General features: G+C 65.4%; 21 protein-coding genes and 1 riboswitch. Of the genes, 15 read left to right on the top strand and 6 right to left on the bottom strand.

Annotation, left to right across the window (positions count from 1 at the left end):
* Window positions 1–69 precede the first annotated feature (69 nt).
* From ODE13_RS09715 to ODE13_RS09705, 3 genes are all read right to left on the bottom strand, one after another.
* Window positions 70–1,340, bottom strand: a protein-coding gene (locus ODE13_RS09715; RefSeq protein ID WP_322479098.1) for an IS3 family transposase whose coding sequence is annotated in 2 segments (ribosomal slippage) — window positions 70–1,037 and window positions 1,037–1,340 — 1,272 coding nt in all. Because the reading frame shifts where the segments join, the coding sequence is not laid out codon by codon here.
* A 172-nt stretch (window positions 1,341–1,512) separates the two neighbouring features.
* Window positions 1,513–1,647 (bottom strand): hypothetical protein, encoded by a 135-nt coding sequence (locus tag ODE13_RS09710; RefSeq protein WP_322479097.1) that lies wholly within the window; start codon window positions 1,645–1,647, stop codon window positions 1,513–1,515.
* Window positions 1,644–2,171, bottom strand: a complete 528-nt coding sequence (locus ODE13_RS09705) for a TetR/AcrR family transcriptional regulator (RefSeq protein WP_322479096.1) — start codon at window positions 2,169–2,171, stop codon at window positions 1,644–1,646. Before ODE13_RS09705 ends, ODE13_RS09710 begins: the two co-directional genes overlap by 4 nt.
* 288 nt (window positions 2,172–2,459) lie before the next feature.
* On the opposite strand from ODE13_RS09705, the gene ODE13_RS09700 reads away from it, so the two are divergent.
* The 12 genes from ODE13_RS09700 to ODE13_RS09645 all read left to right on the top strand — a co-directional run bounded on the left by ODE13_RS09700 (window position 2,460) and on the right by ODE13_RS09645 (window position 16,587).
* Window positions 2,460–4,016 (top strand): MFS transporter, encoded by a 1,557-nt coding sequence (locus tag ODE13_RS09700; protein ID WP_322479095.1) that lies wholly within the window; start codon window positions 2,460–2,462, stop codon window positions 4,014–4,016.
* A 65-nt stretch (window positions 4,017–4,081) separates the two neighbouring features.
* Entirely contained in the window at window positions 4,082–4,294 is a 213-nt protein-coding gene (locus ODE13_RS09695; RefSeq protein WP_322479094.1) for a heavy-metal-associated domain-containing protein, read from the top strand.
* Window positions 4,295–4,296: 2 nt separating this feature from the next.
* A complete protein-coding gene (locus ODE13_RS09690) occupies window positions 4,297–5,286 on the top strand; it encodes a heavy-metal-associated domain-containing protein (RefSeq protein WP_322479093.1) in 990 nt (329 codons plus the stop codon).
* A 52-nt stretch (window positions 5,287–5,338) separates the two neighbouring features.
* Window positions 5,339–7,606 carry a heavy metal translocating P-type ATPase gene (locus ODE13_RS09685; protein ID WP_416210665.1) on the top strand — a complete coding sequence of 756 codons (2,268 nt, stop codon included), beginning with the start codon at window positions 5,339–5,341 and terminating at the stop codon, window positions 7,604–7,606.
* Window positions 7,607–7,648: 42 nt separating this feature from the next.
* Entirely contained in the window at window positions 7,649–7,930 is a 282-nt protein-coding gene (locus tag ODE13_RS09680) for a YHS domain-containing protein (RefSeq protein WP_322479091.1), read from the top strand.
* Between the two features lie 111 nt (window positions 7,931–8,041).
* Complete coding sequence (locus tag ODE13_RS09675) at window positions 8,042–10,195, top strand: heavy metal translocating P-type ATPase (RefSeq protein ID WP_322479090.1); 2,154 nt, start codon at window positions 8,042–8,044, stop codon at window positions 10,193–10,195.
* A 16-nt stretch (window positions 10,196–10,211) separates the two neighbouring features.
* The gene (locus ODE13_RS09670; RefSeq protein ID WP_322479089.1) at window positions 10,212–10,529 is read left to right on the top strand and encodes a metal-sensitive transcriptional regulator; all 318 of its coding nucleotides are present in this window, start codon (window positions 10,212–10,214) and stop codon (window positions 10,527–10,529) included.
* Between the two features lie 553 nt (window positions 10,530–11,082).
* A complete protein-coding gene (locus ODE13_RS09665; protein ID WP_322479088.1) occupies window positions 11,083–12,627 on the top strand; it encodes a gamma-glutamyltransferase in 1,545 nt (514 codons plus the stop codon).
* Between the two features lie 163 nt (window positions 12,628–12,790).
* Window positions 12,791–13,498 (top strand): response regulator transcription factor, encoded by a 708-nt coding sequence (locus tag ODE13_RS09660; RefSeq protein WP_322479087.1) that lies wholly within the window; start codon window positions 12,791–12,793, stop codon window positions 13,496–13,498.
* Between the two features lie 13 nt (window positions 13,499–13,511).
* Window positions 13,512–14,651, top strand: a complete 1,140-nt coding sequence (locus ODE13_RS09655) for a sensor histidine kinase (protein WP_322479086.1) — start codon at window positions 13,512–13,514, stop codon at window positions 14,649–14,651.
* 124 nt (window positions 14,652–14,775) lie between these two features.
* Window positions 14,776–15,810, top strand: a complete 1,035-nt coding sequence (locus ODE13_RS09650) for a DUF418 domain-containing protein (protein ID WP_322479085.1) — start codon at window positions 14,776–14,778, stop codon at window positions 15,808–15,810.
* Between the two features lie 156 nt (window positions 15,811–15,966).
* On the top strand, window positions 15,967–16,587 hold the full coding sequence (locus ODE13_RS09645) for a DUF305 domain-containing protein (RefSeq protein ID WP_322479084.1): 621 nt from the start codon (window positions 15,967–15,969) through the stop codon (window positions 16,585–16,587).
* A gap of 207 nt (window positions 16,588–16,794) precedes the next feature.
* On the opposite strand, the gene ODE13_RS09640 is transcribed toward ODE13_RS09645, so the two are convergent.
* Window positions 16,795–16,983: a DUF1349 domain-containing protein gene (locus ODE13_RS09640; RefSeq protein ID WP_322479083.1), complete on the bottom strand. Its 189-nt coding sequence runs from the start codon at window positions 16,981–16,983 to the stop codon at window positions 16,795–16,797.
* Between the two features lie 1,150 nt (window positions 16,984–18,133).
* Between ODE13_RS09640 and ODE13_RS09635 the strand changes: the two genes are divergently transcribed.
* Entirely contained in the window at window positions 18,134–18,568 is a 435-nt protein-coding gene (locus ODE13_RS09635) for a hypothetical protein (RefSeq protein ID WP_322479082.1), read from the top strand.
* A 140-nt stretch (window positions 18,569–18,708) separates the two neighbouring features.
* Here the strand turns inward: ODE13_RS09635 and ODE13_RS09630 are convergent, their stop codons facing one another.
* On the bottom strand, window positions 18,709–19,650 hold the full coding sequence (locus ODE13_RS09630) for a GDSL-type esterase/lipase family protein (RefSeq protein ID WP_322479081.1): 942 nt from the start codon (window positions 19,648–19,650) through the stop codon (window positions 18,709–18,711).
* Window positions 19,651–19,997: 347 nt separating this feature from the next.
* Between ODE13_RS09630 and chrA the strand changes: the two genes are divergently transcribed.
* Window positions 19,998–21,239 carry a chromate efflux transporter gene (gene chrA / locus ODE13_RS09625; RefSeq protein WP_322479080.1) on the top strand — a complete coding sequence of 414 codons (1,242 nt, stop codon included), beginning with the start codon at window positions 19,998–20,000 and terminating at the stop codon, window positions 21,237–21,239.
* A gap of 70 nt (window positions 21,240–21,309) precedes the next feature.
* Window positions 21,310–21,428, top strand: a riboswitch (TPP riboswitch).
* Window positions 21,419–22,294, top strand: coding sequence for a bifunctional hydroxymethylpyrimidine kinase/phosphomethylpyrimidine kinase (gene thiD / locus ODE13_RS09620; protein WP_322479079.1), 876 nt, complete (start codon window positions 21,419–21,421; stop codon window positions 22,292–22,294). Its footprint overlaps the riboswitch before it by 10 nt.
* Before the next feature lie 2 nt (window positions 22,295–22,296).
* Here the strand turns inward: thiD and ODE13_RS09615 are convergent, their stop codons facing one another.
* Entirely contained in the window at window positions 22,297–23,292 is a 996-nt protein-coding gene (locus tag ODE13_RS09615) for a GTP pyrophosphokinase family protein (RefSeq protein ID WP_322479078.1), read from the bottom strand.
* Between the last annotated feature and the right edge of the window lie 112 nt (window positions 23,293–23,404).

Here is a 23,404-nt window from a genome sequence, read left to right as displayed (position 1 = left end):
GGCCTCCAGCGAGCACCGTGCCCTGGCCGATATCCAAGTGAACCGCCCTGGGTTTGATGGAGACTCCAGCTATAGGGATTCCACCAGCTCATTGGCTCTGGTGTTGTCATCGTAGAACAGGGCCTCGAACTCTGCCGGCGGCCGGTCACCGAGGTATCCATGGAGCCGCTCGGTGTTGTGCCAGTGGACCCATCCCAGAGTGGCCAGCTCCACATCTTCGACCGCCTTCCATGGACCGCGCTGAGCCCGTACCGGTCCTCGGATCAGCTCAGCCTTGTGGTAGCCGTTGACGGTCTCGGCCAGAGCGTTGTCGTAGCTATCCCCAACGGTGCCGATCGAGGGGGTCGCCCCGATCTCTGCCAGTCTCTCGCCGTAGCGAATGGACGTAAATTGAGATCCTGCATCGCTGTGGCACCGCAGCTGCTCGTGCCGTGGGCCTCGTGACCAGCGGGCCATCTCGATCGCATCGAGCACCGTCTCAGTGCGCATCGTAGAAGCGACCCTCCACCCAACGATCGTCCGGCTGAAGGCATCGATGATGAAGCAGACATAGGCCACACCGGCCCAGGTCGGTACGTAGGTCAGATCGGTGACCCAGAGCCGATTCGGCGCAATCGCGACGAACTCGCGATTGACCAGATCCGGATGCCGCGGGGCTTCAGGATCAGGTGAGGTGGTGCGGAGCTTCTTGCGCCGGAGCACACCTTCCAGGCCAGCGTGGCGCATCAGTCTCGCCGTCTGATCTCTACCGATGCTCAGGCCGGCCCGGTTCGCGGCTTTCCAGAGTTTCCTGGCTCCATAGACCCCGTAGTTCTGCACATGGAGTTTCACCAGCCGCGGGATCAGCTCAGCATCGCGGAGGCTCCGAACTGAGGGTTCACGGTGTTTCGCGGCGTAGTAGGTGCTCAGAGCCACCCGCAGCGTCGTGCAGATGGGCTCGACTCCGAGTCGACGACTCTCGATGACGTCGTCCTTGTTGGCTTCGATGAAGGCGACTAGCTCGGTGACTGGCGGTCGAGCTCCGCCCCGAAGAAAGTCGCAGCCCGTTTCAGAATCTCGTTGGCGCGCCGCAATTCGCGGTTCTCTTGTTCCAGGGCTTTCTCCCGCGCGGACTGCTCGGTGCTCTGCCCCGGAGCGTGACCCTCATCAATGTCAGCTTGGCGCACCCAGGACCGGACAGACTCAGGCCCGTAGCCCAGTTGGGTAGCGACTCTCTTCACGGTGCCGTGGTCGGTGCCCAGCTCCTTGCGCAGCTGACGGACCATGCGGACTGCTGCGGCCTTCTCCTGCTCGGAGTATCGGCGCGTGGTCGCGTTCCCCGGGTTGATCTCTTTCGGCATGTCTCCATCATCCTTTCCAAACGATGGAGTCTCCATCAAACCCAGGGCGGTTCACTGACTCGGCCGATTGTGGAGGTCGTCTCCTTCTCAGTTGCGATGCCGCCAAGAGGGCCAGGCAACAGCGGCATGACCGAGCCGTGCGCCAGGCCCGACGCGCCTTGACCCGGCCCGATTAGGGCACCTCAGCACGGCCGATCCCGAGGGGAACCAGCTCGACCTCCGTCTCGGGTATGGCGGCGTGCAGGGTCACCACGACCGCCGTCTCGGCTGCGGCTTCCCCGAGAATGCCGAGGAATACCGGGATCATCGCGACTTCTTAGGCTGGGCGGCATTGGTGAATCCAGGCAGCAGGATCGCGTCGATGAACCGCGGCGCGTCGTCGGGGTCGAGGCGTCCGGCTCGTACTTCCTCAGCCGCGCCGTTCATCACCACGTGGGTGGTGGTCAACAGCCAGCTCACCGGTAGATCGGAGCGGAACGCTCCCTCGGCCTGGCCGCGCTCCAGGAGTCCGCGCATGCGGGCTTCGGCCTTCTCGTGCATCTCTCGAATCCGTTCGGCCGGGAGCTCCTTCTGGGCTGCGGCCAGCAGGGCGCGGGATCGGTCGACCAGCACCCAGCTGGAGGCAACCAGGCGCTGGAACGCCGCCACGGGGTCGCCGTCGAGCTGCACCTTGCGCAGCACCTCTTCGCCGCGCTCGAGGCTGTCTGCCAGGGCGGCGTCGATCAGCTCAGGGCGGGTCTTGAAATGCCCGTAGAGCGACTGCCTGCCCGTGCCGGCCTCAGCAGCGATATCAGCCAGGGAGGCATCAGGGTTTTTTCGGATCGCCGTCACCGTCGCAGCAAGGAACTTCGCTCGATTACGCAGGGCATCGGCACGCCTGTTGGCCGCGCCACGCCTGCCCGTACCGAGGGTAGACACTGAGCTCGTCGTGGCCTTGCTGTTCACTGGGACTCCACCTTCCTATCTCATACGGGAATGTATGAGATAGTGTAGCCGTTTCAAGTCATACATGCATGTAGGAGTTCGTGAGTGGCGAGTCACCGGCCGCTCAAGAAAGGGCAAGTAAGGAGTGTGAGCCATGAGTACGACAGTCACGACACGCGCAGGAGGTGTCCGATCATGAATCAGACCGAGACTCCGGCTCCCCGGGCGGGAGCGAAGCAGTGGTGGGGCCTGGCCGTGCTGGTCACCCCCTCGACGCTGCTGTTCATGATGCTGACCATCCTGTTCCTGGCCGCGCCGAACATGGCGGCGGATCTGAACCCGACCAGTACGCAGCTGCTGTGGATCTTGGACATCTATGGGTTCGTGATGGCCGGGTTCCTGGTCGCGATGGGTGTGCTTGGGGACCGGGTCGGCAAGCGCCGGCTGATGATGATCGGCGCGGCGCTGTTCGCCGCAGTCTCGGTCGCGGCGGCGCTGACGACGAGCCCGGAGCTGATGATCGCTTGGCGAGCGGTCCTGGGTCTGGCCGCAGCGATGATGATCCCAGCAACGCTAGGTCTGATTTTCGCGCTGTTCGCCGATGCCAAGCAGCGCGGGGTGGCGATCGGAGTGTGGGCCGGCGGCATCTCCGCCGGCGTCGCGCTCGGCCCGCTGCTGGCCGGCCTACTGCTGGAAGGCTTCGGTTGGCAGGCCACCTTCCTGGTCGCAGTGCCGATCATGGTGCTGGTCGTCATCGGCGCGCCGTTGCTGCTGCCCGAACACCGCGACCCGAGCGCGCGGATCGACCTGCTCAGCGCCCTGCTGCTGGTCGGCGGGTTGCTCGCGATCATTTACGGTGTCAAGCGGTTCGCCGCCCAGGAGCCCGCCGGACCCTCGATCGGACTGCTGGTCGCAGGGGTTCTGATCGGGCTGTGGTTTGTGGCCCGCCAGCTGCGCGCCGAGCGTCCGCTGCTAGATGTGCGCCTGTTCGCCAACCGCACGGTCTCTGGGGCTCTGGTCGTGTTCCTGCTCTCCGCCGCGGCGCTGGGTGGGGTGTACTCGCTGTTCACCCAGTATCTCCAGCAGGCCCAGGAACTCTCCCCGCTGCAGGCGGGACTGGCGATTCTGCCTGCGGCCGCGGTGCTGATCGTGGTCTCCACGCTCTCACCGGTGTTCGCCCGGAAGTTCCGGCCAGGCAGCGTGATCGCGATCGGCCTGCTCACCCAGGTGGTCGGCTACATCCTGTTCACCCAGCTCGACGCCGGCACCGGCCTGGCGCTGGTGATCGCCAGCTTCGTGATCACCTACCCCGGTGTCGCCCCCTCAATGGCGCTGACGACGGACCTAGTTGTCAGCTCCGTCCCCCCGGAGAAGGCGGGCGGCGCCTCCGGGCTTGCGGCCACCGCAAACGACCTGGGCATCTCGCTCGGTGTTGCGGTGATCGGCAGTGTCGGTATCGCCGCCTACCGGGGCCAGATCGGCGGCCTGCTGCCTGATGGCCTGCCCGCCGATGCTGCCGCGATGGCATCGGACAGCGTCGACGGGGTCATGGCCGCCGCATCCGAGCTGCCCGGCGGCCTTGGCGAGCAGGTCATCGCCGCGGCACAGGAGGCCTTCACCTCCGGGCTGAACACCGCCGCGATAGTCTCCGCCGTCATCGCCGCCGTAGCCGCGATCATCGCGGCCACCCGGCTGCGCCATGTCCGCTCCACGGGGCAAGCGCAGCAGGCAGAGGAAGCAATCACCCGTTGACCGATACCCCCTAGGGGTATAGTGTCGAAGCTGTAAGTCGGACACGAGTGAAGGAGTTGCGCACGATGGCGACCACGACTGAGTACCAGGTGACCGGGATGACTTGCGGGCACTGCGAGACCGCGATCCGCACCGAGGTCTCCGAGATCGACAGTGTGACCGGCATCGAGGTCAGCGCCCAGACCGGCTACCTGGCTGTGACTGCTGAGCAGCCCGTCGATGACGCCGCGGTGATCGCGGCGGTCGATGAGGCCGGCTACGCCGCCGTCAGGAGCTGATCATGATGGCCCCTGCACGCCTGGGCCTGTACGGGCTGGTTCTCGTGGCCGTGTTCGCCGTGGCTGGATTCACGGCGAACACGGTCATCCCCGAGGGCGCGGTGCAGGCCTGGGTCGAAGAGACCCCAGAAGACCATCACGGAACAGAAGAACACGACGACGAAAGAGTTGAGATGAAAGGCGGGCATGAGGGCCACGAGGTCGACGCGGCCCCCCTGGGCCTCGGCCTGGCCCAGGACGGCTACCAGCTCACTGAGGTGAACACCCCCACCGAGACCGGCACCGAAGGCGAGCTGTCCCTTGCGGTCACCGGCCCTGACGCGCAACCGGTGACCGACTTCGAGCTAGACCATGAGCAGGAAATGCACCTGATCGCCGTCCGCGCGGACGGGCAGCACTTCCGCCACGTCCACCCCGAACGGGACGAGACCGGCACCTGGTCCGTCCCCTGGGAATGGGATGAGGCAGGCACCTACCGGGTCTTCGCCGACTTCGTCTCCACCGACACCGGAGAGGGTGTGACCCTGTCGACCACGGTGCAGGTCGCAGGCGACTATGACCCGAACCCGGCCACCGAAACGGTCACCGAAGCAGACGTGCACGGTTTCGACGTGGCCGTGGAGGGAGACTTCGTCGCAGGCGAGGCATCTCAGCTGACCATGACCGTCAGCCGTCAGGGCGAACCGGTCACTGAGCTGGAGCCGTACCTGGGGGCGTTCGGTCACCTGGTAGCCCTGCGCGATGGGGATCTTGCCTATCTGCACGTCCATCCCCATGGCGACGCGCCCAGCGCCGGTGAGACTTCAGGGCCGGAGATCGTCTTCGAGGCCACCGCACCCACGCCAGGGCGCTACCTGCTGTTCCTGGACTTCCAGATCGACGGCCAGGTGTACACCGCTCCGCTGGTCATCGACACCACCACTGAGTCCCGTGGCGGCGACACGGGCAGCGGCAGCGGGCACGAGGAGGAAGGAGAGGACCGTGACCACTGAGAGCACCAGTACCGAAGTGAATCTCGCCGGGGTTGAGCTGCAGATCGGGGGCATGACCTGCGCCTCCTGCGCGAGCCGGATCGAGAAGAAGCTCAACAAGCTCGACGGCATCGAGGCGTCGGTGAACTACGCGACAGAGAAGGCCAGCGTCACCACCCCCGAAGGCTACGACCCCCAGCTGCTGATCGCCGAGGTGGAGAAGACCGGCTACACCGCCGAACTACCACCCTCCGGCAAGGACGCCGCACCTGCTGCTGGTGATCAGGGCGAGTCCAGCGAGGATGCCGAGATCCGGGTGCTCAAGCAGCGCCTGGTCGGAGCCGCCATCCTCTCCGTGCCGGTCATCGCCATGGCCATGATCCCGGCGCTGCAGTTCGACTACTGGGGATTCGGGTCCTTGGTCCTGGCTGCACCGGTGGTGGTGTGGGCGGGCTGGCCCTTCCACAAGGCCGCCTGGGCGAACCTCAAGCACGGCACCGCCACGATGGACACGCTGATCTCGGTGGGCACCACCGCGGCCCTGATCTGGTCAATCATCGCCCTGTTCTTCGGCACCGCCGGCCAACCCGGTGTCGTCCACCCCTTCGAGCTCACCATCTCGCGGGCCGACGGACTCGGCCACATCTACCTTGAAGTCGGCGCCGGGGTGATCACCTTCATCCTGCTGGGGCGCTATTTCGAGAAGCGTTCCAAACGCCAGGCCGGCGCCGCCCTGCGTGCCCTGCTGGATCTCGGGGCCAAAGAGGTCTCGATCCTGCGGCATGGCCAGGAGGTGCGAGTCCCCACCGACGAGCTGTCCGTCGGCGACGAGTTCGTCGTCCGCCCCGGTGAGAAGATCGCCACCGACGGCACGATCGTCTCTGGGACATCCGCAGTCGACGCCTCCATGCTCACCGGTGAATCCGTGCCGGTGGAGGTCTCCGGGGGCGATGCCGTCACCGGTGCCACCGTCAATGCCGGGGGCCGACTGGTGGTCAAGGCCACCCGTGTCGGCTCAGATACCCAGCTGGCGCAGATGGCCAAGATGGTCGAGGATGCGCAGTCCGGAAAGGCCGAGATCCAGCGACTGGCTGATCGCGTCTCCTCGGTGTTCGTGCCCGTGGCAATCGCCATCGCTGTCGGCGCGCTCGGCGCGTGGCTGGGCGCCGGATTCCCGGTCAGTGCGGCCTTCACCGCCACCGTGGCGGTGCTGATCATCGCCTGCCCGTGCGCGCTGGGTCTGGCCACACCGACGGCGCTGCTGGTCGGCACCGGCCGCGGTGCCCAGATGGGCGTACTCATCAAGGGCCCCGAGGTCCTCGAGTCCACACGCAGGGTCGACACGATCGTGCTGGACAAGACCGGGACCATCACCACCGGGAAGATGACCCTGACAGAGGCCATCCCCGCCGCAGGTGTGGCCCGCGCCGAGCTACTGCGCATCGCCGGTGGCCTGGAGGACTACTCCGAACACCCCATCGCCCAAGCGATCGCCGTCGGCGCCACGGCCGAGGTCGGCAAGCTGCCCGCCCCGGAGTCCTTCGAGAGCATCGAGGGCCAAGGCGTCCAGGGCGTGATCGACGGTCACGCCGTGGTCGCTGGACGTGAGGCGCTGCTGGCCGACTGGTCGATGCACCTCGACGAGGAACTCATGTCCGCCAAACAAACTGCCGAAGCCCGGGGCAGGACCGCGATCACGGTCGGTTGGGATGGTCAGATCCGTGGCGTGCTGGTGGTCTCTGACATGATCAAGCCGACCTCTGCCGAGGCCATCGTCCAGTTCAAGGAGCTGGGGCTGACCCCGGTTCTGCTGACCGGGGACAACCAGACAGTGGCCGAGCAGGTCGCCTCCGAGGTCGGCATCACCGAGGTGATCGCTGAGGTGCTGCCGCAGGACAAGGTCGATGTCGTCGCTCGCCTCCAGGGTGAGGGCAAGGTGGTGGCCATGGTCGGCGACGGCGTCAATGACGCTCCGGCCCTGGCCCAGGCCGACCTGGGCCTGGCCATGGGCACCGGCACCGACGTGGCCATCGAAGCTGCTGACATCACGCTGGCCCGCGGCGACCTGCGGGCCGCTGCGGACGCGATCCGGCTTGCGAGGCGGACACTGCGCACGATCAAGCAGAACTTGTTCTGGGCCTTCGGCTACAACACCACTGCGATCCCCATCGCCGCCATGGGCCTGCTCAACCCCATGCTCGCCGGAGCGGCCATGGCCTTCTCCAGTGTGTCGGTGGTCGCCAACAGCCTCCGGCTGCGCCGATTCCAGGCCAAGGTTGACGACCAGACCGCCTCAGCGGGTGGCGCTCCTTCACCGGCACGCCGACCGGTACAGGTCTGAAGAACCCAATTGTCGTCTACCTCAGAAAGGACACCATCCACGATGACTGCACACGACCACCACAACCACGGCCACAGCGAGCACGAACACAAGGCTGCTTCTGGCAGGTGCAGCGGCCACGCACCCAAGACCGAGGATCTGGCCACCGCGAACAGGGACGACGTCACCGAGTGCCTGGTCATGGCCGGCACCACGGTGATCACGTCTCAGGCCGAGGAAGCCGGACTTTACCGCGACTACCAGGGCCAGCGGTATTGGTTCTGCTGCGCGGCCTGCGGCCCGCTCTTCGACGCAGATCCCGACCGGTACGCGAACGCCGCATAAGGCATCGACGGGTGCGACCCCTGTGCCCCAGCGAGACGACGTTCTGAGGAGACACACGGACATCTCGCGCTCCGGAACGACCCGCAGGAGGCAGACGAGGGAGAACCGAGCATGACCCACCAGCACCCACCCGCAAACGATCAGAAGAGCCACCACGCAGGCCACGATCATCAGCACCACGAGCACACCGGCCGTCATGAGCACCACGGTCACGCCCATCAGTGCCACGACGACCATGCTGCACACGACGACCATGCTGGACACGGCGGCAATGCCGGGCATGACGACCACGTGGGCCAGTTCCGTCGCTTGTTCTGGATCATGCTCGCCCTGGCCATTCCGGTAGTCGGATTCAACGAGATGTTCGCCCACCTGCTCGGCTATCACCTGCCGGAAGCTGAATGGGTATGGTGGGTCTCCCCGGTGCTCGGTACCATCGTCTACCTCTGGGGTGGCCGGCCCTTCCTGAGCGGCGCGATCAGCGAGATCCGCTCCCGCCAACCGGGGATGATGCTGTTGATTGGCCTGGCCATCACAGTCGCGTTCATCGCTTCCTGGGGCGCGACCTTGCACATCCTCGATCATGAGCTGAACTTCTGGTGGGAGCTGGCCCTGCTGGTGGTCATCATGCTGCTGGGCCACTGGATCGAAATGCGCTCCCTGGCCCAGACCACCTCCGCTTTGGACTCTCTGGCCGCGCTCTTGCCCGATGAAGCCGAGAGGGTTGACGGCGAAGATGTGGTCAAGGTCGCCCCGGCCGAGCTGGTCGTCGGTGATGTAGTCATTGTGCGCCCCGGCGCCTCAGTACCGGCCGATGGGAAGATCGTCGACGGATCCGCATCGATGGATGAGTCCATGGTCACCGGCGAGTCCAAACCGGTCCGCCGGGAGACCGGCGACCACGTCGTCGCAGGCACCGTCGCCACTGACTCCGGGCTGCGGGTGGAAGTCACCGCGGTCGGTGATGAGACCGCCCTGGCCGGCATTCAGAAGCTCGTCACCGACGCTCAAGCATCGTCGTCTCGTGCGCAGCGGATCGCCGACACTGCCGCCGGCTGGTTGTTCTGGTTCGCGCTGGGTGCTGCGGTGATCACAGCGATCGTCTGGGCACTGGTCGGGATGCCTGATGCCGCGGTGGTGCGCACCATCACCGTGCTGGTCATCGCCTGCCCCCACGCCCTGGGGTTGGCGATCCCGCTGGTGGTCTCCATCGCTACCGAACGCGCGGCGCGCGGCGGCGTGCTGGTCAAGGATCGACTGGCGCTGGAGTCCATGCGCACGGTGGATGCGGTGCTGTTCGATAAGACCGGCACCCTGACCAGGGGCGAGCCTACCGTCACCGGTATCGAACCGGTATCCGGCCGTGACGAGGACCAGGTGCTGGCCCTGGCCGCCGCCGCCGAGTCCGACAGCGAGCACCCATTGGCCCGCGCCATCGTCGGCGCGGCCAGCAACAATAACCTCCAGGTACCCAGAGCCTCTGACTTCTCGTCATCTCCGGCGGTCGGGGTCAAGGCAACCGTCGATGGCACCGTGATCGAAGTTGGTGGTCCTTACCTGCTCGAACAGCGCAGTCAGTGTGAGCTGGCGGTGGCTGAGCAGTGGCGCGAAGAAGGCGCGATCATCCTACATGTCCTCGCCGACGGGGAGGCCATCGCAGCGCTCAGGCTTGCCGATGAGATCCGGCCCGAATCGCGCGATGCCGTCGATGCCCTCCACGCGGCCGGTTCACAGGTGGTGATGATCACCGGCGACGCCCAGGCCGTGGCCGACACCGTGGCCAGGCACCTTGGCATTGATCGGGTCTTTGCTGGAGTGCTCCCTGAGGACAAGACCGCCAAGGTAGCCGAACTCCAGGACGAGGGCAGAAAGGTCGCCATGGTCGGTGACGGCGTCAACGACGCCCCCGCGCTGGCACAAGCTGATGTCGGTATCGCAATCGGTGCCGGTACCGATGTGGCCATCGGGTCGGCAGGGGTCATCCTCGCCTCATCCGACCCGCGTTCGGTGCTGTCGGTGTTCGAGCTCTCTCGGGCCAGCTATCGGAAGATGAAGCAGAACCTGTGGTGGGCCGCCGGATACAACCTCATCTCCGTCCCCCTGGCCGCAGGCATCCTTGCCCCCATCGGGTTCGTGCTGCCGATGAGCATCGGCGCGGTCCTCATGTCCGCGTCCACCGTGGTCGTCGCACTCAACGCGCAACTGCTGCGCCGCCTGGACCTCACCCCGGAAGCCAGCACCGACAGAACCCTGAACCGTACCTGACGCGAAAGGCAAGACGATGACCACCACCGCGCCCGCAGCTGCGGCAAGTCACGGCTACATCAGGGAGAAAGACCGCTACCTGGCCAGGCTGAAGCGCATCGAAGGTCAAGTCCGTGGCATCCACCGGATGATAGATGAAGACAACTACTGCATCAACATACTCACTCAGATAAGCGCAATGACCTCAGCGCTCGAGAATGTCGCCCTGGGACTGCTCGACGATCACCTCAACCACCGCGTCACCGACGCGATCCAAGACGGAGGACCCCAAGCGGAAGCCAAGATTCAGGAAGCCTCTGCCGCGATCGCCCGCGTCGTGCGTTCCTACCAATGAAGGGGACCACCAAGTACACCTTCACACGCGGCTTCACTGGCCCCGGCCCGTGTCAACAACGTCACGCCCTCTTGCAGCGCGTCACCCGCTGGTGCAACTACTCCTAGAATGCGCCCGTGAGAGGCGGAACTAGACCAGGATGCTTCAGCTACGCTCCTCTTGAGAAGAGTTAACTTGGCCCCGTGGTTCTTTCGCCTAACCTATAGCCTTCCGGAACGTCACTGCCACCAGCAGCTGGCCCATCCCTACCCCCATCGAGAGGAACCCCGGGCCACCCATGGAACAGAAGCCAATGCTTTCCTGAGGGAGCGGAATCATGCAGCCGAGTAACCAGCAGCGACGCCCCCGAACTACCCGCACACCGAGCCCAAAGCGCGCCGAGACCCGACGGGGCCCTGGCCGAGTCAAGTGCAGCCGGGGCATGCGCAGTACCGCATTACTGACCGCATGGGGAATGCTCACTGCCTGCACCGTAGAGGAGGAGCCCCTGTCTCCGCCGGCGCCCGGTGAAGAGTCGCAGGAACCCACCAGCGCCCCTCATCCGGCAGACAATGTGCGGACCCAGCAGGGCATCAGCGCCGGTCACCCGCTCGCGGTCAATGTAGGGGAGCAGGTCCTGGCGGAGGGTGGAAACTCTGTGGACGCGGCGATCGCCACGGCCTTCGCGGTCTCGGTGGTGGAGCCCTTCGCCTCGGGACTCGGCGGCGGCGGCGCCGTGGTGATCGCGGGTCAGGACGGGGAGCCGCTGTTCTACGACTATCGCGAGATGGTGGGCGTGGATGGCGAGATCCCGGAGAGCGGGATCGGAGCGCCGGGTTTCGTGGCCGGGATGGGGCGCCTGCATCAGGAGCACGGTAGCCTGGATTGGGACAGGCTGGTCCAGCCCGCTCAACAGCTCGCGGCCGACGGATTCGAGATCTATGACTTCCTAGCCACGCGGATGACCGACGACCTCGGCTCGGACGCCATCGGCGGGGTGGAACCCTTTGAAGTCGACGGCCAGGTACTGGCCAGCGGTGACCAACTGGTCCAGTCCGAGCTCGCCAGTACCTTGGCGACGCTCGGAGAGGAGGGCTGGGAGTCCTTCTACACCGGCAGCCTCTCCGAGGAGCTGACTCAGGTGGAGGGCCTCGACGCAGAGACCCTCGCCGATTACGAGGTCACCGCCTCCGACCCGGTCTCCGGGGAATTCGGAGACTATGAGGTGCTTGCCGCCGCGCCGGCGTTGCCAGGTCCGGCGCTGGTACAGATGCTGCAGGTCGCGGAGGCCCAAGGCATCGCGCGGCTTGAACCGGGTTCCTCCGAGTACATCCAGACCCTCTCGGGGGCTTGGCTGATCGCGGAGGAGACTGTGTTCACCGAGATCGGCGACCCGAGCTTCGTCCAAGTGCCAGTCGAGGAGATCATGAACGAGCAGTCCAACGGTGCCTTGGACATCTTCACCCAATCCTCCGCCCAACCTGAGCAAGGTGAGCCCGGACAGGCTGCCAGGAGTGGGGCCGGGGAGCGGCCCGCTCAGGCCCAGGCTCCGATCGACCCCAACACGACCCATATCTCCGTGATCGATGACGAGGGCATCATGGTGTCGATGACAAACACCTTGACCAACTTCTGGGGAGCAGGCGAGGTCAGCGGAGGGTTCTTCCTCAACAACCAGCTCAGCCGATTCGAAGCGGTGGAGTCCCCGGCGAACCAGCCAGAGCCCGGCCGCAAGTCGGTGACCTGGTCGATGCCCACCATCATCCTGGATGACCAGCAGCGACCTGTGCTGGGTATCGGGACCCCCGGCGGTCATCAGATCCTGAATATCATGGGGACCGTGCTCACCCAGTGGGGACTGCAGGACGTGCCCCTGCAGGACGCTATCGACGGACTGCGGTTTCGCCTGGACGGCGACAGTGAGACGCTCTTCGTGTCCGACGAGCCCGACGAGCAGACCGCCCAGGAGTTGGAGGAGCTGGGCTGGGAGCTTCAGACTTGGCCGGACGAGTGGGGAGGATTCGGCTCGGTCCACGCGCTGGAGGTCGACTATCAGACCGGTGAAGTCTCCGGTGCCGACGACGACCGCCGCGCCGGCTCCTACGCGGTGCTGGACTGACCGAGGTGCTGGGCTCTGCTCGGACGAGCCAGTGTCGGAGCAGTTCATCACTGATGTGGTCCTGCGTGCCCCTGTCAGCTTCTAAGAGCACCCGGCGTTTCTGTCCACAGAGCTTGGCACTCGCCGAACCGCCGAGAATGTCCTCTGACCTACGATCAAAATCATGACAGGTAACGAGAAGGAATCCATGAGGGTACTTGTAGTCGACGATGAGGAGCCGCTGGTCCGTCTCGTGGAGCGGTACCTCATCCATGAGGGGTTCAGTGTGATGACAACTGGGGATGGATCGCATGCGGTAGACATGGTGCGGGAACAGGACCCCGCCGTGGTGATCCTGGACCTCGGGTTGCCAGGAATGGACGGGGTGGACGCATGTCGGCGGATCCGTGCGATTTCAGACTGCTATGTCGTCATGCTGACAGCGCGCGCAGAGGAAGTAGACCGAGTGATCGGGCTCTCTGTGGGCGCCGATGATTATGTGACCAAACCGTTCAGTCCGAGGGAGCTGATGCTGCGGGTGCAGGCTATGCTCCGCAGGCCGCGACGGAGCACCGGAGGTGAGCAGACCGTCTACGAGCTGGGGGAGCTCCACGTGGACTCGGCAGCGCGTGAAGTCCACCTCCGAGGCGAACCTGTCGATCTCACCCGCACCGAGTTCGACGTGTTGGTCGCCTTGGCCTCAGAACCAGGCGTCGTTTTGTCCCGGCACGCTCTGATCTCCAAAGTCTGGGGTGATGACTGGTTCGGAGACAGGCACATCATTGACGTTCACATCGGACACCTGCGCCGGAAGTTAGGCGACCATCCGACCGGGCCTGAGTTCATCCACACCGTCCGCGGGATCGGGTACAAGGCTGGGCCCACACGATGACTGGGGCCACACGATGACTGGGCCCAGACGGCTCACGGGGCTGGGCGCCCGCGTTCTCACCGCGTTGATCGTGGTGCTCTGCGTAGCGGTAGTCACTGCCTGGGTTGTTGCGCTGGCGGTGGGGCCGGCGATCTTTGAACATCACATGGAGATGGTCGAGACCTCGCATCATAATCCGGAAGTCATCGCCCATGCCGAGGAAGCCTTCGATGCAGCGTGGAAACTCTCCCTTCTCCTCGCCCTGGTGGCGGCTCTTGCCACGTCAATCATCGTCACGGTCTTCTTGGTGAACAGACTGACCAGACCTATTCGTCGGGTGCGCCGCGCGGTCGTCAAGATTACTGAAGGCGATTACACGGCAAGAGTGCCAGAGAGCACTCTCGGAGTGGAGTTCTCTGAACTGATGGCCGCTTTCAACAGCATGGCGGCGGAGTTGGATCGCACTGAACTCACTCGCAAGCGTCTACTCTCGGATTTGGCGCACGAACTACGCACACCTGTGGCCACCGTGGACGGATACCTCGAAGCCATGCAGGACGGCGTATCTCACGCCGACGAGGACACCCTGATCATGCTCCGGGGACAGACCGAGCGTCTGACGCGGCTTGCAGAGGACATCTCCCTGGTCAGCGCCGCAGAGGAGCGACATCTGGATCTGCGGTATGCCGCGGTTCACGTCGGGGACATCCTCGCAGCAGCGGTAGCCCAGGTTCGGGGACGTGGCCAGGACCACGGGGTGAAACTCGGCCTCGAAGCTGACGACCGCACCAAGGCCGTCACGGTCACGATCGATGGAGACCGGATTGGGCAAGTCCTCACCAACCTGCTGGACAACGCATTGCACCACACTGAACCTGGCGACCAGGTGACACTGAGTGCATGGTCTTCGCAGGGTTCTGTGATCCTCGCGGTGACAGACACCGGTCACGGGATCGAAGCCGAGCATCTGCCCCATATCTTTGAGCGCTTCTACCGCGCGGATAGCGCACGCGATCGCAACCATGGTGGTTCAGGCATCGGCCTGGCTCTTGCCCGGTCCATCGTCTCCGCTCATGGCGGGTCAGTCTGGGCGCACAGCGATGGACCAGACCAAGGCGCTACGTTCACCGTTGAGCTTCCTCAGCGGCCCAAGGACTCTATGAAGGTTCAATGAAGGGCCTCCTCCTGGCACGCTCCGCGAGGGGATGGATGGTTAAGGTGAAGAGTTGCCCGAGCACCGGCACCTTGAGAACCTACGTCGCCGCACGAGAGAGGGAGCGGGAGTGTCTACTCAGCGAATGATGGCGCTGGACGCCGCGCGCGGACTCGCCGTCATCGGCATGATCGCCGTCAACACTGGCCCCCGCGGTGACAATGGCCTCCTGGAGATGCTTTATCGCGTTCCCTACGGTCGAGCTTCGCTGCTCTTCGTCCTGCTCGGGGGCATAGGTATCTCCTTGATGACTCGGCGCGCTCGTGAACGGCAGACGCCGCTGCCCTGGGGTTCACTGTTGTGGCGCTGTCTCCTGCTGCTGCTGGGCGGCCTGGCTCTCCAAGAACTCGACCACGACGTCGCTGTGATCCTGCAGATCTACGGACTGCTGATTCTCTTGGCCATCCCCCTTCTTAAATCCTCGAAGAGGACTCTGCTGCTGGTCATGGGACTAAGCGCCCTCTTAGGACCCGTGCTCTGGATCGCCACACAGCCACAGATCGACGGGCGCGTCTATAGGGGCCCCGTCTCAGCTTCTGAGCCGCCCGGGGAGATGCTCGTAGGCATAGTACTCACGGGGCCCTACCCTCTGCTCGTCTGGATCGCGCCCTTCGTCCTCGGCGTCTGGCTCGGCCGCCAGCAATTGACCGAGCCTAGGGTGAGCACTCGACTCATGATCTGGGGTGTGAGTTCCGCTGTCGGCGCTCGATTGGTTTCGGTGCTTCTGGTGGGTGTCTTCGGCGAACCCACCAGCCACATCGTGTGGCAGCGACTCTTCAGCGCGGTCGCGCATTCCCAGATGCCGTTGTGGCTCATCAGCGGTACAGGGTCCGCGGTCTTCGTCCTGGGCGTGTGCTTGAAGATCCAGACGTGGTCACGTTCCGTGTGGTCGCCTCTGATCTTCCTAGGGCAACTCGCCCTGACCGCATACGTCGGACACCTGGTGATCCTCGCATTCGTTGTTCGCCCCGGACCCGAGACGTTAGGCCAGGGCATGATCGCGACCACCGGCACAGTTGCGGTGCTCATGGTTTTTGCTTGGCTCTGGCGGAAACGTTTCACACGCGGACCTTTGGAGATGGTGCTGCGGGCGCCGAAACTGCAACGTCGTTCGCGTTGAGCCTGTCACCGACGTGGATGCGGCGAAGGTTCCATCAAGAACGTGTCTACGTTCGGTGAAGGTTTATTCAAGATCCCCCTCGTCGATCGAGATCGGGCCAGCTGGTGCGGTTGACTTGTATGTGGTTGATCTGAGATCTCGACACGGGAGGAACCTATGAAGACCTTGACATCGGCATCATTGATCGGCGCGTTCGCCCTGACCGCCGCCTTGACAGGTTGTAGCAGCCCCGAGGAGCCGACCAGTGAGACTTCGCCCGAGCAGGCGGAGGCTGGGGAAGAGGTCTCAGCGGAATACAACGACGCAGACGTCGAGTACATCTCTGGGATGATCGCCCACCACCAGCAAGCGTTCGAGATGTCAGGGACGGTGCTTGAGAAAGACGAGGTCGAACCCGAGGTTGCTGTCCTCGCGGGGGACATCCGTGAAGCCCAAGGCCCGGAGATCCAGCAGATGGAATCCTGGTTGGACTCCTGGGGTGCGAGTGACCGCCGAGACATGGAGGACATGGATCACGGAGACATGGGTGACGGTCAGATGGAGCACGAGGGCATGATGAGTGAAGAAGAGCTCGCCGACCTCGAGGAATCTACCGGCACTGAAGCCTCCCGGATGTTCTTGGAACAGATGATCGTCCATCACGCAGGTGCCGTCTCCTCTGCAGAACAGCACCTCCAGGAGGGGGAGAACTCCGAAGCCTTGGAACTTTCTGAGAGCATCATCGCCGACCAGCAGGCCGAGATCGATCACATGGAAGAACTGCTGGCGAACTTTTGACCCAGCTGCATCGACCGCTGCCGTTGACCTTGCATACGGACTATAGCGACCCGCTCCACCCGGGGGTGAACTTTTGTCGAACGGCGTGACACGGACAAACTGCTGGTCTCCTCCGGCCCAGCCAGCACGGAGGTTCAGAGCATCGCGTGTATGAGTGACTCGTATGGTGACACGATGACCGGCCCAGTCATCGACGGGTGCCACAGATCAGTCCGAATGGCCGTGTGTTACTACCGCGCCGAGCTGGAGACGTCCATCCGAACGTTCGAGCCCGGGCTTGCCCCAACGTTCTGTGTCGATCCTGACGAAGACGCCTGCTTGGTAGAACTGCTCGGAGAGGTTGGCGGTGAAGGTCACCTCGACGGCGGGGCCGACTGGAAAAGGTGCCAGAAGCACGCGCTGACCATGGCCACTGCCGGCTGCGTCATCCTCGCCGCTGCGCCCACCGCGGCTATGGGCTCCCTCGACTGGCCATTCCACGCAGCGGGATAGGTGGTCTTGTTCCCTATCCTGCTCAGGCGAAACCTGCGTCTGATGGAGCCCGCACGACCAGGACGAGCCACATCGATCATCACCACTGTCGCCTACCTCGGGTTCCTTCTGGGCTCGGCCCATCTCGGACTCCTGGCAGACATAGGCGAACTACGTCAAATAATCGACGGAGTGGCCGCCCTAGCGCCCGTCTTCACCATCGCGGCAACTCCCACGAGCCGACACATGCCACGCGTGCTCTCATCACGTGACGAGGCTCGAGTCTGGCGTCCCCGATGGCACCCTGAGTGCCTCGGCACGCTCTGGGGTTCCATGAGGGGTTCTCACCCGTACACATCCCTGGCTGCTCGTGCCCGCACTGCGCCACTTGCGCCGAGTCCCTTCGGTGATTCCCCAGTACTCAGCGCCCTCCTCGGAGTCCATGAGTCGGGACAGATCGTTCATCGTGAATCTTCGTGCCATGCTCTCAAACTGTCCGGCGCACCACGCAACGGAACACAGGAGTAAAGCGACCGGTTCTGTGACTGATTTACGACCGACTTATGCAGTTGCACGTGTCTCTCCACGGGTACGCAACGGAACACGGTAATCTCGCTAGAGAGCCGGAAACTCGGGCGAAAGGCCCAAGATTCCAGCGATCCAGCACAGCCGGTTTTCATCTTCTCCGAGCAGTACGACGGGGACGGTCGGCTTGCTGCCTCAGTGTTGGTAGCTACGACTGTTCTCAGCGTAGTGACATTGCCGCTGATCGCCGAGCTGCTGCAGATATAGGGGAGTTCGCGACGGTCGGTCGGAGACCATCACCCTTCGGAGGCCGAGCCTGAGCACGCGTGAAGGCGGCAAGGTCTCCTGCCCGAACTCACTCTTCACCGGCGTCATCATCGTGACGACGAAATCGACCGTCATGTCTTAACAAGGCGAGTGATCTTCCCTAGTGTGGGGTGCAGAGTCCGTCGGGAATCGTGGACCGCAGGCATTTGACGTGCTGCGATGCGGCGGCGCTCACTGAGAACACGAAAGAGTGATTACACCGCAGAAGGGGTGCCGAGAGACAATGATGACACGGACTTTCTATGCCACCGCAGCAGCCGCAGCACTGACCATCGGGACAGCAGGGGCCGCCTCCGCTGCCGGCGGCGGTCACCACCCCGCTGAGCCAGAGGCCCCCGCCCCGAGCGCCGAGCCTGTGCTCACGGAGACCGAGGAGCAGCCGAACGCCCCGGTTCTCGAGATCAACCGTCTCAACCACCTGGCGATCGTGACCTGGGAACCGGTGGAGGGCGCTGAGACCTACCGATGGTCACTGGCCAGTGAGGAAGAGACCGTCGACGGTGGCCTCACGCACGAGAGCAACCGGGCGATCGCATACGACACCATCGGCCTTGAGCCCGGCTTCTACACGCTCACCGTGACCGGGTTCGATGAGAACGGTGTTCCCGGCGAGGCGAGCAGCGTGGAGGTCCAGGTCGCCGGGATGATCGGCGGCTGAGCGATACCCACAACGCAGAGGTGCTCTGAAGGCTCCGCCCGAGGTGAGGGCCAGCTAGGTGCCTAAGACGGGACATCCGCACCAGCGTCTCGGCGGGCCGTCCGCGACGCTGACGCAGTGTCGGGACGGCCCGCCGTCGTTCATCGTCCCGAAGGGCTCGCCAGCACTGCGCGAGCGAAACGTTCCCCGATGAAGCGGTGCGTCGCAGTGTCGGGGTGCAGGCCATCCGGCAGAGGACGGGTCTGTGCGTCGTCAGGACCATAGAGCTCCAGGCCGTCCACCAGGTGAAGGTCGGGGTCGGTCGAGGCTCGCTCTGTCACGATGCGCGTCAGCTCGGCTCGCACCACCGTCAGGTCGAGCCGCCCCTTAGAGACGTGTGCCGGATCCCCGGTGGCGTGGAAGACCCGACGCACGCCGCCGTCGTCATCCGTGTGGTGCGTCGCGACGACCGGCCCGGGGGTGAGCTCCTGGATGCCGCACCACAGGGGCGTGATCACGTGCACCGGCGTGTGCGGATGGCCGTCGCGGATCGTGTCCAGGAAGCCGTGGACCGCCGGAGAGAAGCTGCGCAGCCGGAAGACGTCCCCGTTGACCACGTTGATCCCCAGCTTGAGGGTGATCACCTCGGCCGGCAGGTCACGGATGGTGCGGGCGGTGAACTGGTCGAGCATCGCATTGCCGCCGAAGCCCAGGTTCACCACGTCGTGGCCAGAGAGCAGCGCCGCCACGGCGGTCCATGTCTGGGAAGGGCCTTCCGCATCGGAGCCGTGACTGATGGAGCTGCCGTGGTGCACCCAGCGCGGTCCGGCCGGCGGCACCGGGAACACAGGCTCGTCGCTCTGCAGGGACACCAGCTCGGCGGGCTCCTCATACGGCATCCAGATCTCCACGAGCTTCTCTCCGGCAGGCAGCAGCCCTGTCGGCGCCGCATCGGAGAGCTCCACTGTCCATGGTGCGTCCGGCATGTCGCAGGGGTGCGCCACCGCTCGTGAGGTCAGGACGCCGTCGACCAGCACATCATGCACCGGCGCGGGGCGCGCAGGGTCCTGACGGGCTCCCAGATCGGTCGGCAGCACCTGCATCGACAGACGTCGGGCGCTGGTCCGCACTCGCAGCCGCACACCGGCCGGCGCCGCCGCCGCGGCTGCCGTGCCCGGATCATGGAGCTGGGCGCGCGCGCGTGGGCAGGCAGACGCTGGGGCAGGAGCCCGTGCCTCCCGGGGACAAGCTCCACCGCCCCATGGAGGTGGTGATCCATGATGCGGGTGGTCTGCAGGGCAGTGGCCTGGGACAGCTCGGTCATGCCTCCAGAGTCTACTGACCTCCCCGTAGCCGGCCTGCGGGTCCACCCGTCGCTCGCAGGCGGCAGAACGGGACGAGGCGGTGACGTTCGCCATCCGTTAACCTGACTTCGACAGTCTGGAGTCCTGTGAGCCACGTACACCACCCCTCAGTCCCCGCTCGAGGCCATGACGGCAGCGTCGCCGAGGTCTTCCTCATCTTCCTCCGTCTCGGACTGACCTCGTTCGGCGGTCCGGTCGCCCACCTGGCCTATTTCCGTGAGGCCTTCGTGGAGCGGCGCCGGTGGCTGAGCGAGAAGGCCTATGCGGATCTCGTCGCTCTGTGCCAGTTCCTGCCGGGGCCGGCCTCCAGCCAGGTCGGGATGGCCCTGGGCCTGCAGCGAGCCGGCTGGGGAGGCATGTGCGCGGCATGGTTCGCCTTCACTCTGCCCTCGGTGCTGCTCCTGGTGGCCTTCGCCTATGGTGTCGCCACGCTCGGGGACCTCTCTGATGCGGGCTGGATCCACGGGCTCAAGGCCGCCGCCGTCGGCGTCGTCGCCCATGCGGTGCTCGGCATGGCGAAGACGCTCACCCCGGATGCGCCCCGGGCGAGCATCGCCGCCGGGGCCATGATCACTGTGGTGCTCGTCCCGCAGCCTTTCGTGCAGGTGGGGGCGATCGCCGTCGCCGGACTGGTCGGCCTGCTGTGGCTGCGTCCCGAGACTCCCCAGCCCCGGGACGAGGACACCTTCACCGTCAAGGTCTCCAAGAAGGTCGCCGCCGGTGCGCTGATCCTCTTCGGTGCCCTGCTGGTGGGGCTGCCGCTGCTGGTCGCCTCCGCCGGATCGGCCGCTTGGCACGGGGCGGCCCAGCTGGTGGACCTCTTCTATCGCGCAGGCTCTCTGGTCTTCGGCGGCGGGCACGTGGTCCTCCCGCTGCTGGAGGCGGAGATGGTCGGGCCCGGGCTGGTCGACTCGGAGGTCTTCCTGGCCGGCTACGGCGCCGCCCAGGCGGTCCCCGGCCCGCTCTTCACCTTCGCCGGCTACCTGGGCGCCTCGACGACCGAGGGGCCCGGAGGTGCCGCCGGGGCGCTGATCGCCGTGGGGGCGATCTTCCTGCCTGCGGCGCTGCTGGTCATCGGAGCCCTGCCGTTCTGGGAGGCGCTGCGCGGTGCGCCGCTGGCACGGCGGGCATTGACGGGTGTCAACGCCGGGGTGGTCGGAATCCTCGCGGCCGCGCTCTATGACCCGGTGTTCACCGCCGGAGTGCTCGACGTCGGCCTGGTGGCACTGGCCGTGGCCGTGGCGTCCTTCGTCGCGCTGAACAGCTGGAAGGTGCCCGCCTGGGCGGTGGTCATCGGTGCAGGCCTCCTGGGCTGGATCGTGCTCTGAGCACCGTCCGGGACGTGCCGTCGTCGGGCAGACCGTGTGAGGTCCCGCACGCCCTCGTCGACTAGACTCGATCAGCGGCACGGGGTGCCTGAGCCTGCGGAGCGACTCTGCCCAGCGGCTCAGGCTGAGAGCACACCCGTTGAACCTGATCCTGATCATGCTCGCGAAGGGATGCCCCGATGAAGTCACCCTCCTCTGCTCGCCCAGCTCCGGGCGCCCCACGGGAGATTCCCAACATTCTCTCCATCGCCGGGACCGACCCCACCGGGGGAGCCGGGATCCACGCGGACCTGAAGAGCTTCGCCGCCCACGGCGGCTACGGGATGGCGGTGGTGACTGCGCTGGTCGCGCAGAACACCCAGGGTGTCCGGGAGATCCATCTGCCCCCGATCTCCTTCCTGCAGGCGCAGCTGGAGGCGGTCAGCGACGACGTCGCTCTGGACGCGGTCAAGGTGGGCATGCTCGGAACGGTGGACGTCATCGAGACGGTCTCCACCTGGTGGGACGCCCTGCCGGGCCGGCCCTGGTTGGTGGTGGATCCGGTGATGGTCGCAACCTCGGGGGACCGGCTGCTCCAACCCGACGCCGAGCAGGCGCTCATCGGGTTTCTGCACCGGGCGGACCTCATCACCCCGAACATCCCGGAGCTGGCGCTGCTGGCCGGAGGACCACCCGCCGAGGACGGCGAGTCGCTGATCCGCCAGGCCCGCACGGTGGCGGACGCCCATGACGTCGTCGTGCTCGCCAAGGGTGGTCACTTCGACGACGACGAGGTCGAGGACATCCTGGTCCACCCGGCCGAGGCCGACGGCACCCGCACGCCTGAGGGGCGGCACGTCTCGGAGCGCATCCGCACCACCAACACCCACGGCACCGGCTGCTCGGTGTCCTCAGCGCTGGCCGCACTGCGGGCACGTGGACTGGACTGGGAGACGGCGGTGCCGGTGGTCAAGGAATGGATGACGGCGGCCCTGCGAGACACCGAGCGGCTCGACGTCGGCCGCGGCCACGGACCCATCCAGCACTTCGCGCAGCTGTGGGAACGCCGCTTCTGAGCTCAGTTCTGCTGAGAGGAGGCCTGCTGGGCGATGTCCTCCCACTTCCAGGCGGCTGTGGTGGCCTGCTCGCCGGAGAACTCGTCCTCCGAGAGCTCCTCATCCGGGAACCACGGCCCGGTGCGGGGCCGGTCGGCAGCGGCTGGGGTGGGGCCGGTGGCGCCCTGGCCAGAGGTGGGGGCCTGCTCCTTGAGCTGAGTCACGCGGTCCCTGATCTCAGCCATCTGGCGATCCAACGCGGCAGCCTTCTCCGCGGCGTCACGCAGCTCCTCGTGAATGTCGTCCGGGACCTCGCCGGAGTAGGTGTAGTAGATCTTGTGCTCCAGGGAGGCCCAAAAGTCCATGGCGACGGTGCGGATCTGCACCTCGACGTAGACGAACTCGGTGCGATTCGAGAGGAACACCGGCACCTGCACGATCACGTGCAGACTTTGGTAGCCATTGGGCTTGGGACTACGGATGTAGTCCTTGACCTCCACGACCCGCAGGTCCGGCTGACTGCACAGCATCTCCGCCACCCAGTAGGCGTCGGAGACGAAGGAGGTGGTGATGCGGATGCCCGCGATGTCTCGGATCGACCCACGGATGCCCTCCAACGTCGGCTCGCAGCCGTAGCGCTGCACCTTGTCCAGGATCCGATCCAGGGACTTCAGCCGGAAGTTCACGTGCTCGATGGGGGAGTAGTCGCGGGTGTGCTCGAACTCCTCACGCAGCACGTTGATCTTGGTGAGCACCTCGTCCATGCCGAACTTGTAGTGCAGCTGGAACTCGGTGAGCTGTCGGCGGATGTCGATCATCCGCGGCACCACCCCGGTGGTGCCGTTCTTGCCGGCGTTGGTGTGGAGCTGCTTCAGCAGCTGCTGATAGGTGTCGTCCTCATGCTCCTCGCTCCGGGCGAGGGCGGAGCCGGTGGGGCGGGGCTGCTGCCGGGGGGAGGGGCTTCGCCCATCAGTCGACAGGAGACGGCTGTCGGCCTCAGTGGACTGGCCAGCGGACATGGTCACTCCTTCGTATTCCATCCCGGGGCAGAACTGCTCGCCGGGGAGGTCGAGTCGGTGCACCTCGACCCCTTCGATTCTCGACCCTAGGAGCAGAACCTGTGAAGTCCCT

The organism is Nesterenkonia sp. HG001, assembly GCF_034438835.1.
Taxonomy (GTDB): Bacteria; Actinomycetota; Actinomycetes; order Actinomycetales; family Micrococcaceae; genus Nesterenkonia; species Nesterenkonia xinjiangensis.
Note: the sequence above shows the minus strand (reverse complement) of the source record. Positions and strands in the feature narration are given on the sequence as shown.